This is a genomic window from Roseateles sp. GW821-FHT03B02 (assembly GCF_059421025.1).
Genome location: NZ_JBWKUV010000001.1, coordinates 444339 through 459433, shown reverse-complemented (window position 1 = coordinate 459433; position 15095 = coordinate 444339). Strand labels below are relative to the sequence as shown.

Below are 15095 nucleotides of genomic sequence, written 5' to 3'. Positions count from 1 at the left end.
ATTCGCCGCCCCTAACCCTAGGGGGCAGATTCAGGAGACCCCCTTGAAGCCCGTGACCTTCGCTGCCCTTGGCAGCCTGGCGCTCGCCCTGGCCTTGTCGGCCGCCGCGCCGCTGCAGGCGCAGACCGCTGCCGCCCCCACCCTCGAACAGATCTTCCGCGCCGAGCCCTACCGCGGCGAGAACGCCAAGGACGCCGCCTTCAGCCGCAGCGGCCGCTACTTGGCCTACCTGTGGAGCCCCTTCGGCGAGCCCGGCTCGGACCTCTGGGTGCACGACACCAAGACCGGCAAGACGACGCGCATCACCTCGCCCCAGGTCATGGCCGCCTTCGAGTCGCCCGAGGATCTGGAGCGCTTCGACAAAAAGCTCAGGCAGCGCAACGACGAGTACGCCGAGCGCCAGGCCCGCGAGCTCGCGCAGCAGGCCTACCTCCGCGGCGAGAAGGTCGACCTCTCGCAGTGGGAAGCCGCCGCCATAGACAAGCTGAAGAAGGAACTCGCCGAGAAGAAGGCCAGGGACGACGCCCAGAAGGCCGCCGACAAGGCCGAGGCCGAGGCAGAGAAGTACGCCGCCGCCGTGCTGGCCGCCAAGCGCGCCGGCAAGCCCGTGCCGGCACCGGCCGCCGCCGCTTCTGCGGCCGACAAGAAGGACGACAAGGAAAAAGAGCTCTGGGAACTGCGTGACGAGTTGAAGAAGAAGCTCGCCCGCGACAAGCTCAAGCCCACCGACCTCTACCCCGGCCCGGCCCAGTTCGCCTGGGCGCGCAAGGCCGACGAGCTGGTCTTCCAGTACCGCGGAGGCCTCTACCGCTGGAAGGCCGACGACAAGGCGCCGACCCAGCTGGTGGCCACCCAGCGCGAGCTGCGCCTGATGGGCTATACGGGCGACGACAGCGGCGTGCTGTTCACCGACGAGACCCGCGTGCTGCGCACCAGCTTCAAGCAGGCCGGCATCCAGGTCGTCAACCGCGAGCTCGTCCACCCGGACGACGAGCAGAAGAAATACAAGATCGACCAGACCGCCTTCAGCGAGGACGGCCGCTGGATGGCCCTCGTTGCCAAGGCGCCGCTGAAGACGGCCGACGACAAGCCGGCCCCGCCGCCCAAGCAGGTCGAGATCATGAGCTACAGCGAGCGCTGGGCCACGGCCAAGAAGGTCAACCGCGAGGTGTCCGACGACAAGCGCAACGAGAAACCGCTGGCCCTCTACATCCGCCAGGTGCCCGCCGCGGGCGAGGCGCCGCGCAAGCAGGCCGAGCCGGTGTTCACCAACGCGGGCGGCGACGTCTGGTTCGAGATGAGCGACGTGGCCTGGACGCGCGACGGCAGCCGCTATGCCTTCACGACCTGGGAGCGTGACAAGGAGCTGCTGCGCGTCTACATCGGCGGAGCCAATGAAACTGCCAAGCCCGAGATGGTGCTGGAGCGCCGCGGTGACGTCGGCCACGAGGTCGTCAATGTCCTCAAGCCGCGATTCACGCCCGACGGCAAGACCCTGGTGCTGGCGCTGGACGAAGCCGGCTGGCGCCAGCCCTATGCCATCGACGTGGCGACCAAGGCCCTGCGCCCGCTGGTCAATGGCGAGTTCGAGGCCCACCAGGTGATTGGCTTCACGGCCGACAGCAAGGCGCTGTTCGTGCTGGCCAACCAGGGCGACACCGCGGCGATGAATGTGCTGCGCGTCGACATGGCCAGCGGTGCCACTCAGGCCCTGGGCGCGGCCGGTGAATTCCACCGCGCCGCGGCGGCGTCGGAAGACGGCCGCTGGGTGGCCGCCAACGCCGGCAACTGGGCCCAGCGCCCCGAGCTTAAGCTGCTGTCCACCGACGGCAAGGCCGCGCCGAAGACGCTGACCGACAGCAGCGACAAGGCCTGGGCCCAGCTCAAGCTGCTGCAGCCCGAGCGCTTCAACTTCACCAACCGCCATGGCGACCGCATCGAGGCCTACGTCTTCAAGCCTGCCGGCTGGCAGGCGAGCGACAAGCGCCCGGCCATCGTCTACGTCTACGGCGGCCCGCTGAACGACCGCCACATCGTCGAGGTCGACAGCTTTCAGAACACGGCCTACCTGTTCGGCCAGTACATGGCCGCCAGGCACGGCTTCGTCACCGTCGCCGTGGACCCGCGCGGCCACAGCAACTACGGCCGCAAGTTCTCCGACGCCAACTGGGAGCGCGCCGGCGAACCCCAGGCCGAGGACCTGGAAGACCTGGCGAAGCTGCTGCCCGCTCAATACGGCGTGGACGCCGCCCGCATCGGCCTGAACGGCTGGAGCTTCGGCGGCTTCCAGACCCAGTACACGATGTACACCCGCCCCGACGTGTTCGCCGCCGGCATTGCCGGTGCCGGCCCGACCGAATGGGAGAACTACAACAGCTGGTACAGCGGCCGCACCATTGGCAAGGCGACCGACCGGACCAAGCCGGTGCTGCGCAAATACTCGCTGCTGCCGCTGGCCAAGGGCCTGAAGCACCCGCTGATGCTGGTGCACGGCATGCAGGACCCCAACGTGCTCTACCAGGACACGGTCAACGTCTACCGCGAGCTGCTGGATTCGGGCAAGGAGTCGCTGGTCGAGCTTTTCCTCGACCCCGACGGTGTGCATGCGCTGGGCGGCGTGGTGAAGCCCGCCGGCTGGCACCGCAAGTACGAGGCCTTCTGGTTAAGGACGTTGGCCCCTCGTCCAGTCTCGCCGCGCTGAACGCGGGCGATCCTGACCGATCCCCCGAGGGGATAGCGATCTTCGCGGCATCGAGCCGCGAACACATCGCCAGCCGGGCCGGCTTGGGGCGGCCCGGCGCTCGGCCCGAAGTGCCCGATCCTCAGCGTGCCAGCGCCGCTTCCAGCCGCCGCAGCGGAGCCTGCCGGTAGTCGGACGCCCAGGAACGCGTCGCGAAGGCGCGGCGCGCCGGTTCGGCCTCGCGCTGCGCCAGCGACCGGTCGCCCTGGGCCAGCGCGCAGGCGCCCGTCAGCGCGTGCAGGCGGGCGACATCGGTGTCCAGCGGGTCGTCGCGGGTGCGGGCGGCCAGGGCCAGGCTGGCCTGCAGGTCGGCCAGGCCGGCGCCGGATTGGCGCAGCGCGCAGCGCGCCTCGCCGCGCAGGGCCAGCGCGAGCTGGGCGTCGTAGCGGCTGACGCGGTCGTCGGCGGCCGGTGTCAGCAACTGCGTCGGCAGGGCTGCCAGGGCCTCGGCCGCACGGCCGGCATCCAGCAGCACGCGGGCGCGGGCCAGCTGCAGCATCTGCGTGAAGCGCAGCGGGTTGGGCGTGCCGGCATCGCGCAGCGGCGGGAAGTCCGGCGCGCCGTCCAGCAAGGCCAGGGCCTCGGGCGCCCGGCCGCCGGCGGACAGGTTGGTCGCCACCGAGGCGTACTGGAAGGCCGTCAGCGGGTGCTTCGCATAGCCGCCGTCGATGCGGGCCTGCAGGGCGATGCGGTAGTAGCGGTCGGCGTCGGCGTGGCGGCCCAGGGCCTCGTAGATCTCGCCCAGCGTGTGGCCCAGGCGCAGGCGCTCGGCCGGGGTGCGCGCGTCGGCCTCCAGCGCGGCGCGGCTGCGCTCGACCAGCGGCAGGGCCGCGCCGATGTCGCCATGGCGTGCCAGCACGCTGGCTTCGTACAGATCCAGCGGTGCCGTCACTTCGTCCGGCAGTGCCTCGCCGCGGGCCGCAAGATGTTCGCGGCTGGCGCGGATCGTCGCCAGCGCCTCGTCGGCGCCGATCTGGAAATAGCCGGTGTAGCGCGCCGTGGCCATGCGGGCGGCGACGAGGGCGGCCCGCACGGCATGCGCGCCGCCCAGGCGCTCCAAAGTGGCCAGGGCGCCGTCGAGCTGGGCCTGCAGCTCGCGGGACTGGCGGGCGCCGAGCAGCGCGTCGGCCGCCGCGAGGCGCAGGGCCACGACGTCCAGCGAATGCGGACCCGCCGCCGCAAGCGCGAGCGACACGGCGCGCTGCAGCCGCGGCAGGGCCTCGTCACGGCGGTTCTCGGCCAGCAGCAGCCGGCCGCGCAGGGATTGGGCCCAGGCCGCGGCCAGGCCGCTGGCGGGCAGGCGGGCTTCGAGGGCGGCGAGGCGGGGCGCGGCGTCGGTGAAGCGGTGGCGGGCGACGAGGCTGCGCAGCAGCAGCAGCTCGGCCTCCACGTCGCCGGGCCGCAGGGCCAGGGCCTGGCGGGCACTGGCCTCGGCGGCCTCGGGGGCGAGGGCGTCGAGCTGGGCGGCGGCTTGTTGGCGCCAGGCCTGGGCGCGTTCGGGCGGTGCGGCGTGGGCGTCGTCCAGCGCGGCCAGGCGCCGGCTGCCCACGTCGACGGCCAAGCGCGGGGCGCCCATGTCGGCCAGCAGATGGCTGAGGCCAGCATACATCTCGGCGCGCGCCGCCGGTTCGAAGCGCGGCTCGATGAGGGCGGTGCTGCGGGCCAGCAGCTCGGCGGGCGTCTGCCCACTGGCCGAGGCGGAGGCCGGGGCCTGCAGCTTGAACACCTCGGCGACGAAGGCGCGCGCGGCCTGCTCGCGGCCCTGGGCCTCGGCGGCGTGCCGGGCCTCCACGACGGCTACGCCGGCGCCCAGGCCCAGGGCCACCAGCACGCCGCCCGCGGCGGCCACGGCGCGGCGGTGGCGGCGCCCGGACGGGCCCTGGCGCTGGCCTTCAGCCTCCAGCGCGGCGGCGAAGGCGGCGGCGCCGGCCGGCCGGCGGGCCGGGTCGGGCGACAGGGCCGCCAGCAGCAGTGCGTCCAGCCGGCCGCGCAGCGCGCGGGCGCGGGCGGGGTCGGCGCAGCGGCGGCTGGGCGGCAGCAGGGCGTCGGCATCACGCGGGCCGGCCGCGCCGTGGGGCAACTCGCCGCACAGCAGCTCGTAGGCCAGCACGCCGAGGGAGTAGACGTCGGCGGCCTCGCTGGGCGCCGCGCCGGCCAGTTGCTCGGGCGCGGCGTGGGCGGGCGTCAGGCCGGCGGAGGAGGGCGTGGCCGCGGGGCCGGCGCGCAGAGTCGCGACGCCGAAATCCAGCAGCCGCGGCGTGCCGTCGGCGGCGACAAGGACGTTGCCGGGCTTGAGGTCGCGGTGGATGACGCCGCATTCGTGCGCATGGGCCACGGCGCGCGCCACCTGGGCCAGCAGGGCCAGCGTCGCGGGCACGTCGAGCTGGTGGCGCTTCACATGCCGGTCGATGGGCAGGCCGGCCACGTACTCCATCGCCAGATAGGGCCGGCCCTGGGCGTCGAGGCCGGCGTCGTAGAGGCGGGCGATGTGGGGGTGCTCCAGGCGGGCGACGATGCGCAGCTCGGCGGCCAGGCGCTCGGCCAGCGCCGTGTCGGCGCGGCGCGTGCGGCGCGGCAGCTTCAGCGCCACCTCGCGGTCGTAAACGCCGTCGGCCCGCTCGGCGCGCCAGACGCTGCCCATGCCGCCGCGGCCGATCTCCTCGATGAGGCGCCAGGGGCCGATGCGCTCGCCGGGCTCGGCCGGCGGCGCCTCGGTCACGCGCGGCAGCGTGCGGAAGGGGTCGCTGCCGGCCAGGCCGGCGTGGTCGGCCAGCATGCGGGCCAGCTCCTCGCGCCAGCGCGGGTTGTCCACCCGCGCCAGCCAGGCGGCTTGCTCGTCTGCCGGCAGGGCCAGGGCCTCGTCGAGCAGGGGGCTGAGGGCCGCCAGATCAGTAGCGGTCAGGGAGGCCATGGCGGGCTATCTCAGCAGAGCGAGCAGCAGCAGCCGCGCCTTGTCCCAGTCGCGCCGCACGGTGCGCTCGGTCAGGCCCAGCACGTCGCCGATCTCGGTCTCGGTGTAGCCGCCGAAGTAGCGCATCTCCACCACCTGGGCCAGGCGCGGCTCGGCCACCTGCAGCGCGGCCAGTGCCTCGTGCAGGCGCAGCACCTCGTCGGCGTCGGCGGGCAGGTCGAGCTCGACGGCTGTGTCCAGCGTCAGCGCGTCCGCGGCGCGGGGGCGGCGCAGCGTGTCGACGATGAACTCGCGCATCACGCGTGCCGCGAAGGCGAAGAACTCGCGCCGGCTCTCGGGCCTGAGCCGGGCACTGTGCGCCAGGCGCAGATAGCTCTCGTGCACGAGCTGGGTGGTGTGCAGGTCGCCGGCCCCGCCTCTTGCGGCGCCGCCCTCGCGCAGGCGGGCGCTGGCCAGTTCGCGCAGCGCCGGGTAGGCGGTCGCGAACAGGGCGTCCTGGGCGCCGGCCTCGCCGGCGTTCACGCGGCGGATCAGCGCGTCCACTTCATGCTCGTCCATCCCGCCATCTTGCCGCAGCCGGAGCCCGCCGGCCTTGCCCTAAGCTCTCGACCATGGTGATTCCACCCCTGCCGCCCGACGAAGACCGCCGCCTCGCGCGCCTGGCGGCACTGGCCGTCATGGACAGCGAGCCCGAGCCGCTGTTCGACCACCTGACCGCCCTGGCCGCCCAGATCTGCGGCACGCCGGTGGCCCTGCTGGGCCTGCTGGACGAGCGCCGCCAGTGGTTCAAGGCCGCCGTCGGCTTCGGCCGCGACGAAACGCCGCGCGCCCAGACCTTCTGCGCCCACACGCTGCTGGCCGACGGCCTGTTCGAGGTGCGCGACGCGCGCCTGGACGCGCGCTTCGCCGACCATCCCGACGTGCTCGCCACCCCGCCGCTGCGCTTCTACGCCGGCGTGCCCATCTGCCTGGACGACGGCAGCCACCCGGGCACCCTCTGCGTCGTCGACTTCCGGCCGCGCGAGCTGAGCGAGGCCCAGCGCGAGGCCCTGACCCGCCTGGCCGACGCGGCCGCCGAGGCGCTGATGATGCGCGAGCGGGCCCTGGGCCGCGTCGACCTCGTCGATGCCGAACAGCCCTTTCGCGTGCTGGCCGAGACGGCGCCGCTGGGCATTTTCCGCACCGATGCGGCAGGCCACCTCATCTACACGAACGAGAACTGGCAGCGCATCTGCGGCCTCACGGCGCGCGCCGGGCTGGGCGAGGGCTGGGCCGCGACGCTGGCCCGCGAGGACGGCGCCTCGGTGCTGGGCCATTGGCGGCATTGCGTGCAGCGGTGCGAGCCCTTCGAGATGCGCTACCGGCTGCGCCCCGGAGGCGTGGGCGGCAGCTTGCGCCAGGTCTGGGCGCGCGCGCGGCCCCTGCAGGGGCCGGACGGGTGCTTGAGAGGCTATGTCGGCATCGTCGAGGACGTGACCGACCGCATCACCGCCGAGCGCGAGCTGCGTGACAGCAAGGCCCTGCTGGACCGCACCGGCCGCGTCGCCGGCATCGGCGGCTGGAGCCTGGACCTGCAGACCGAGGAGCTGGTCTGGAGCGACCAGACCTGCCGCATCCACGATCTCGAACCCGGCCACCGGCCGACGCTGCAGGAATCCATCGGCTACTACAAGCCCGAGGGCCGGTCCGTCATCGAGGCCGCCGTGCAGCGCGGCATCCAGCATGGCGAGCCCTGGAGCCTGGAGCTGCCGCTGGTGACGGCCAAGGGCCGCGAGATCTGGGTGCTGGCACAGGGCCAGGTGGACTGGCAGGACGGCATGCCCGTGCGGTTGGTGGGCGCCTGCCAGGACGTCACAGAGCATCACCGCGCCGCCGTCGAGCTGGAGCAGAACCGCCAGCGCCTGCGCGCCCTCTACGAATCGACGCCGGCGCTGATGCATTCGGTGGATGCCGTCGGCCGCGTGCTCAGCGTTTCAGACCGCTGGCTGGAGCGCCTGGGCTACAAGCGCCAGCAGGTCATTGGCCGGGCGATGGACGACTTCATGACGCCGGAGTCCGCCCGGCAGGTGCGCGAGGTCTACCGCCCGGCCATGTGGCGCGACGGCCAGGTCGGCGACTGCCCGGTGCAGCTGATCTGCGCCGACGGCCGGCTGCGCGACGTGCTGGTCTCGGCCGTGGCCGAGTACACGGCCGAAGGCCGGCCGCTGCGTGCACTGGCCCTGGTGGACGACATCACCGAGGACCTGCAGCGCCGCGCCGAGCTGGCGCACGAGCAGCAGATGCGCCGCCAGACGGAGCGCCACGTGCAGGAGCTGGACCAGCTGCTGCGCGAGCGCTCGGAGATGCTGGACGTGCTGGCCCACGAGGTGCGCCAGCCGCTGAACAACGCCAGCGCCGCGCTGCAGAGCGCCGCCGCCAGCCTGGCCGGGCGCGGCGAGCGCCAGGCCCAGGAGCGGCTGACGCGAGCCCAGTCCGTGCTCGGCCAGGTGCTGGCCGGCGTAGACAACACGCTGGCCGCGGCCAGTCTGCTCGCCGGAGGCGGCCGCATCGCGCGGGAAGACGCCGACATCGACACGCTGATCGCCGTGACCATCGCCGACCTGCCGCGCGAGCAGCGCGACCGCGTTGTCGTGCACCGCCACACCGCCACCCGCACGGCGCTGATGGACATGAGCCTGCTGCGGCTGGCGCTGCGCAACCTGCTGTCCAACGCGCTGAAGTACGCGCCCGGTGTCAGCCCCGTCGCGCTGCACGTGATGGACTTCGACGAGCCGCCGGCCCTGCAGCTGGAGGTGGCCGACTCCGGGCCGGGCATCCCGCGCGAGCTGCTGCCGCGGCTGTTCACGCGCGGCGCCCGCGGCAGCGGCGGCACCGAGTCGGCCCACGGCCTGGGCCTGTACATCGTGCGCCGCGTGATGGACATGCATGGCGGCAGTGCGGAACTGTTGCGTACCAGTCCCTTGGGGACGGTCATGAGGCTGACGCTGCCTCAGGACGACTAGACTCGCGGCGCCTCAGCTTCTGCAGGGCCTGTCCACACGAAGGTGTGAACAGGCTCTCATCCGCGATGCCCCTGCGCCCCGATGCCGCCCTGCTGGAGGATCTTGCCGACCTGGCGTGGTCGGGCCAGCACCAGCGTCTGATCGACGCGAGTGCGGGCTGGCGCTCGGATGCACGGGCGCTGGAGCTGCGGGTCGAGAGCTTCATCGCGCTGGGGAACCTGGCGGCCGCCGCCGAGGCCGCGCAGGCCCTGGCCGCCCTGGCGCGCCGCCGCCCGGCCTGGGCGCTGCGGGCCCGTCTCGCGCTGGGCCTGGTGCAGATGCGCCGCGGCGAACTGCTGGCCGCCATTGCCACCGCCGAGGCCGCGCTGGCCGATGCCGGCCCGGGCACGCTGGACCGGGCCTACGCGCTGTCCCTGCTGGCCGAGGCACAGTGCCGCAGCCAGCGCGAGCCCGAGACGGCACTGGGCCGCGTGCACGAAGCAGCGGCGCTGTTCGGCGCCGCCGGCAAGACCGTGCCCCAGGGGCGCTGCGGCTATGTCGAATCGCTGCTGCTGGGCATGCTGGGCTTCGTGCCCGAGGCGCGCGCGGCGGCCGAGCGCGCCCTGGCCCTGGCGCTGGCCAGCGGCGACCTGCTGGGGCAGGGCAATGCCTACAACGCCCGAACCTTCAACAACCCCGACCTGGCCGATTGCCTGCACCTTTGCAAGCTGGCGCTGGCGGCCTACGCGGCCGCCGGCTATGCCGAGCGCCAGGGCACGGCCATCCACAACATCGGCAACCACTACGTCACGCTGGGCCTGAACAGGCGTGCGCGCCGCCACTACCTGGCCGCGCTGGCGATCTGGCGCCGCACCGGCGCCACGGCCCTGCTGCCCTACACGCTGACGGCCCTGGCCCGGCTGGACCTGGAGGCGGGCGCACTGGCGGGGGCGCGTGCCTATGCCGACGAGGCGGAGGCCCTGGGCCTGGCGCGCCAGAACCCGGGCTTCCGCTCCGAGATCGCGCGGCTGCGCGGCGAGCTGGCCATGGCCGAGGGCGATGCGGCCGGCGCGGCGGCCGCCTTCCGCCTGGCGCTGGCGCATTCGCCCTCCGCCGCCCAGCGCATGGCTGACCTCGGCCTCGTCGCCTGGGCTGAACTGGGTGCCGGCCGGCTGCCGGCGGCGCTGCAGGCCAGTGCCGAGGCGGCCCGGCTGCATGCGGCCCAGGGCCTGGCGCCGCTGGAGAACCTGGACCTGTCGGCGCTGTGGTGGCGGCGCTGCGAGGCGCTGCGCGCGGCGGGACGCGGGCGCGAGGCAGGCGTCGCGCTGGCGCGCGCCTACCGCTTCCTGTGCCTGCGCGTTGGCGGGCTGTCCGACGAGGGACTCAAGCGCAACTCCCTGTCCAAGCGCCCGGTGGCTCGCACCGTCGTGCTGGCCTGGCTGGCCGCCGATGGCCGGCCGCGCCATCTCAATGGCGCCGCCCACCTGGACGAGCGCTTCGCGCGCCAGGTCGACGTCGGCCTGCGCCTGGCGGAGCTGGCCACGGGGGCCGAGCTGCATGATTTCCTTGTCGACGAATCGGCCGAGATCAGCGGGGCCGAGCGCGTGCTGCTGGTGCTGGAGGACGGCGGCGGGCGGCGCCACATCGCCAGCCACCTGCTGCCTCAAAGCGAGGTCAATGGCGAGGCCGGCGGCGAGCAGGCCCTGCTGGCCGCCATCACGCCCTGGCTGGACGAGGCGCGCAGCAGCCGCGCGGCGACGCTGCGCATCGGCCCCGAGGGGGCGCCTGCGGTGCAGCAGCGCTCCTGCCTGGTCGCGCCGCTGATCGCCGAGCGCGAGCTGCTCGGCTATCTCTATGCCGACCTGGACGGCGCCTTCGGCCGTTTCCGCGAGGCCGACCGCGACCTGCTCGTCATGCTGGCCGCCCAGGCCGCCGTCGCGCTGGCCAACCTGCGGCTGCGCGAGGGCCTGGAGCAGCGCGTGGCCGAGCGCACGGCCGAGCTGCTGGCCAGCAAGGCGCAGGTGGAGCGTCGCGTGCAGGAGCTGGCCATGCTGAACAGCCTGCAGCAGAGCCTGTCGCCGGACATGAGCTTCGAGGCCATCATCGAGCGCGTCGGCGACCGGCTCTGCGAGCTGCTCAAGACCCAGGACATCGGCATCCGCTGGCACGACCCGGTCACCGGCCTCAATCACTACCTCTACGAGCGGGAGCATGGCGTGCCCATCCAGCTGCCGCCGGAGCGGCCGGCGCCGGACGGGCCCTTCGAGCAGATGCGGCGCACGCGCCAGCCGCTGGTCTGCCGCAACCTGGCCGAGATCGAGGCGGCCGGCCTGCGCGCGCTGCCGGGCACGGACCAGGCCCGGTCCTTCGCCAACGTGCCCATCGTCGGCAGCGACCAGGTGCTGGGCTCCATCCTCGTGGAGAGCTACGAGCGCGAGGACGCCTTCAGCGAAGCCGACGTGCGCTTCCTCAGCACGGTGGGCGCCAGCGTCGGTGTGGCGCTGGAGAACGCCCGGTTGTTCGATGAGATCCAGCGCCGCACGCGCGAGAGCGCGGCGCTGGCCGAGGTGGGGCGCGAGATTTCCTCGACGCTGGACCTGGCGACGGTCATGAACCGCATCGCCATCCACGCCAAGGAGCTGCTGGACGCCGACAACAGCGCCATCTTCGTGCCCGAGGAGGAGGGCGGGGCCGTGGCGAGCCGCTACCGCGCCATCGTCGCCGTCGGCAGCTACGAGCATGCGCTGCGCGACGCCGTCGTCACGGCGGGCGAGGGCATCATCGGTTCGCTGATCGCCAAGGGCGAGCCGGGCGTCATCAACGCGACGCGCGACGACCCCCGCGGCGTGCGCATGGAGGGCACCGACGAGGACCCCGACGAACGCATGATGGTGGCGCCGCTGCGTGCCGGTGCGAGCGTGCAGGGCGCGCTGACCGTCTGGCGCAGGGGCGGGCAGCCGTTCCGGCGCGGCGAGCTGGACTTTCTCGTCGGCCTTTCGCTGGCGGCCTCGGTGGCGATGGAGAACTCGCGCCTGTTCGGCGAGGCGCAGGCCGCCAAGGCCGCCGCCGAGCAGGCCAACGCGGCCAAGAGCGCCTTTCTGGCGACGATGAGCCACGAGATCCGCACGCCGATGAACGCCGTCATCGGCATGAGCGGTCTGCTGCTGGACTCGCCGCTGGACGACGAGCAGCGCGACCATGCCGCCACCATCCGCGAGGCCGGCGAGGCGCTGCTGACCATCATCAACGACATCCTCGACTTCTCGAAGATCGAGGCCGGCCGCATGGACATCGAGAGCGCGCCGTTCGCGCTGCGCGACTGCGTGGACGCGGCCGTCGACCTGATCGCGCCGCGCGCCCGCGAGAAGGGCCTGGCGCTGGCCGTGGACCTGGCGCCGAGCGTGCCGGCCGGCATCGTCGGCGACGTGACGAAGCTGCGCCAAATCCTGCTGAACCTGTTGTCCAACGCGGTCAAGTTCACCGAGGCCGGCAGCGTCAGCATCGAGGTGGATGCCGTGCCGCTCGATGCCGGCGTGGAGCTGCGCTTCCTCGTGCGCGACACCGGCATCGGCCTCACCGAGCAGGGCCTGGCGCGGCTGTTCCAGAGCTTCAGTCAGGCCGACGCCAGCACCTCGCGCAAATACGGCGGCACCGGCCTGGGCCTGGCCATCAGCCGGCGCATGGCCGAGCTGATGGGCGGGCGCATGTGGGCCGAGAGCGACGGCCCGGGCCGCGGTGCGCGCTTCTGCTTCACGCTGCACGCCGAGGTGGCGGCCGGCGTCGAGCCCGGGCCGCGCCGCCAGCGCAGCCAGGTGCAGGCGACGCAGAACCTCGCCGAACGGCATCCGCTGCGCATCCTGCTGGCCGAGGACAACGTCGTGAACCAGAAGCTGGCGCTGCGGCTGCTGCAGCAGATGGGCTACCGCGCCGATCTGGCGGCCAACGGGCTGGAGGCCATCGAGGCGGTGCAGCGCCAGGTCTACGACCTCGTGCTGATGGACGTGCAGATGCCCGAGATGGACGGACTGGAGGCGTCACGGCGCATCGCTGCCGCTGCGGCCCGGCCGCGCATCGCCGCCATGACGGCCAATGCCATGCAGGGCGACCGCGAGGTCTGCCTGGCCGCCGGCATGGATGACTACCTGACCAAGCCGATCCGCGTCGAAGAGCTGGCGGCGGCGCTGCAGAGAACCCTGGCCAGGGAGGCCTGAATGAAGGACGCAGGGCCCTTCGCCGGCATCGCCGACACCCGGGAGGCCGAGGTCCACTTCGGTGTCGTCGCGCACAACATGCGCAGCGGCGTGGCCGCGGGCATGCTCGCGGTGCCGCTGTTCATCATGGCGCTGAGCCTGCGCGGGCCGCTGGACCTCGGCGTGGCGCTGCCCTGGGGCGCCTTGGTGCTGCTGGTCCTCGGCGGCTACTACGTCATCGCGCCGCTGCGCCTGCGCTGGCAGGCCGCGGGGCGGCTGGATCGCTGGTGGCGGGCGCTGCTGGCCTACAACCTCGTGATCGGCGCGGCGTGGGGGGTGTCGGGCCTGCTGTTCTTCGACGCCGACATCGTGCGGTTGGTGGTCCTGCTGATGCTGCAGGTGGGCATGATGCTGAGCGTCGCACCGGGCACGGCGCCGCTGACGCCGGCGACCTATCTCAACCTGCTGCCCAGCGTGCTGCCCCTGGCGGTACGCGGCCTGCTCGACCCGGCGCCGGTCGCCAAGTTCGCGGCGGTGGCGGCGCTGCTGATGCTGGCCTTCATGCTGGCCTATGCCCATGTGTTCGCGCGCACGCTGCGGGAGTCCGTCCGCATGCGCTTCGAGAACCAGCGCCTGAGCGAGGCGCTGACTGAGCAGCGCGTGCGCGAGCGCACTGCCGTGCTGGAGGCAGCGAGCGCGCACAAGTCGGCCTTCCTGGCCACCGTCAGCCACGAGATCCGCACGCCGATGAACGCCATCATCGGCATGAGCGGCCTGCTGCTGGACACGCCGCTGAACGCCGAGCAGCGCGACTACGCCGCCACCATCCGGGACAGCGGCGAGACGCTGCTGACCATCATCAACGACATCCTCGACTTCTCGAAGATCGAGGCCGGCCGCATGGGCATCGAGCAGCATCCCTTCGAGCTGCGCGATTGCATCGAGTCGGCCCTGGACCTGATGGCCGTGCGCGCCGCCGAGAAGCGGCTGGACCTGGCCTTCGAGCCGGAGACCGAACTGCCAGCCACGCTGCTGGGCGACGTGACGCGGCTGCGCCAGGTGCTGCTCAACCTGTTGTCCAACGCGGTCAAGTTCACCGAGAGCGGCGAGGTCGTCGTCTGCGTGCGGCTGGCGGGCGGCGAGCTGCATTTCGCGGTGCGCGATACCGGCATCGGCCTGACGGAAGAGGGCTTGGCGCGCCTCTTCCAGAGCTTCAGCCAGGCCGACAGCAGCACCACGCGCAAATACGGAGGCACCGGCCTGGGCCTGGCCATCAGCAAGCGCCTGGTGGAGCTGATGGGCGGGCGCATGTGGGCCGAGAGTGCCGGCCCGGGGCGGGGCAGCTGCTTCCGCTTCACGCTGCCGGCCGTGGTCAGCGATGCGCCGCAGCCGCCGCGGCGCGAGTTCATCGGCGCGCAGCCGGCGCTCAAAGGGCGGCGCATGCTGGTCGTCGACGACAACGCCACCAACCGCCGCATCCTGGCCCTGCAGTCGGGCAAGTGGGGCATGGTGGTGCGCGACACCGAGAACCCGCTGGAAGCCCTGCAGCTGGCGCTGGCCGAGCCCTTCGACCTGGTCGTCGTCGACATGCACATGCCGCACATGGACGGCGTGACGCTGGCGCGGAGGCTGCGCGACCTGAAGCCCGAGCTGCCGCGCGTGCTGTTCACGTCGCTGGGGCGGCGCGAGGTGGAGGAGGCCTTGTTCGCCGCCGTCATGATGAAGCCGCTGCGCCAGAGCCAGCTCTTCGACACCCTCGTGACCGTACTCCACCACGAGGCCGCCCACGCGCCCGAGGCGCCGCCCGTGCCTCGGCTGGACGCCGGGCTGGCCGCGCGTCATCCTCTGCGCATCCTGCTCGCCGAGGACAACGCCGTGAACCAGAAACTGGCCCTGCGCCTGCTGGCACAGATGGGCTACCGCGCCGACGTGGCCGGCGACGGCGTCGAGGCCGTCGAATGCGCGCAGCGCCAGCCCTACGACCTGGTGCTGATGGACGTGCAGATGCCCGAGATGGACGGGCTGGAGGCCACGCGGCTGCTCGTCGAGCGACTGGGCGCGCAGCGGCCGCGCATCGTCGCGATGACGGCCAACGCGATGCAGGGCGACCGCGAGCAATGCCTGGCCGCAGGCATGGACGACTACATCACCAAGCCCATCCGCGTCGAGGCGCTGGTGGCGGCGCTGGAGCAGACGCGGCCACAGGGAGGCCCGCGATGAGCCCCGGCCGGCCGCCCGCAGGGCGGGGCTCTTGCCGGGTGCGGCGGTACGCA

The 15095-nt window shown here is 73.0% G+C and carries 6 protein-coding genes; 4 read left to right on the top strand and 2 right to left on the bottom strand.

Features of this window, described 5'->3' with window-relative positions:
• The first annotated feature begins 52 nt into the window (after positions 1 to 52).
• The gene (locus AC07VX_RS02025; RefSeq protein ID WP_493163839.1) at positions 53 to 2701 is read left to right on the top strand and encodes a S9 family peptidase; all 2649 of its coding nucleotides are present in this window, start codon (positions 53 to 55) and stop codon (positions 2699 to 2701) included.
• A gap of 121 nt (positions 2702 to 2822) precedes the next feature.
• Here the strand turns inward: AC07VX_RS02025 and AC07VX_RS02020 are convergent, their stop codons facing one another.
• Both AC07VX_RS02020 and AC07VX_RS02015 read right to left on the bottom strand, forming a co-directional pair.
• Positions 2823 to 5651, bottom strand: coding sequence for a protein kinase domain-containing protein (locus AC07VX_RS02020; RefSeq protein WP_493163397.1), 2829 nt, complete (start codon positions 5649 to 5651; stop codon positions 2823 to 2825).
• A 6-nt stretch (positions 5652 to 5657) separates the two neighbouring features.
• The gene (locus tag AC07VX_RS02015) at positions 5658 to 6209 is read right to left on the bottom strand and encodes an ECF-type sigma factor (RefSeq protein ID WP_493163398.1); all 552 of its coding nucleotides are present in this window, start codon (positions 6207 to 6209) and stop codon (positions 5658 to 5660) included.
• A 53-nt stretch (positions 6210 to 6262) separates the two neighbouring features.
• Between AC07VX_RS02015 and AC07VX_RS02010 the strand changes: the two genes are divergently transcribed.
• The 3 genes from AC07VX_RS02010 to AC07VX_RS02000 all read left to right on the top strand — a co-directional run bounded on the left by AC07VX_RS02010 (position 6263) and on the right by AC07VX_RS02000 (position 15042).
• Positions 6263 to 8653 carry a PAS domain S-box protein gene (locus AC07VX_RS02010; RefSeq protein ID WP_493163399.1) on the top strand — a complete coding sequence of 797 codons (2391 nt, stop codon included), beginning with the start codon at positions 6263 to 6265 and terminating at the stop codon, positions 8651 to 8653.
• A 65-nt stretch (positions 8654 to 8718) separates the two neighbouring features.
• Positions 8719 to 12843: a GAF domain-containing protein gene (locus tag AC07VX_RS02005; protein WP_493163400.1), complete on the top strand. Its 4125-nt coding sequence runs from the start codon at positions 8719 to 8721 to the stop codon at positions 12841 to 12843.
• Positions 12844 to 15042 (top strand): response regulator, encoded by a 2199-nt coding sequence (locus tag AC07VX_RS02000; protein ID WP_493163401.1) that lies wholly within the window; start codon positions 12844 to 12846, stop codon positions 15040 to 15042.
• The last annotated feature ends 53 nt before the right edge of the window (positions 15043 to 15095 follow it).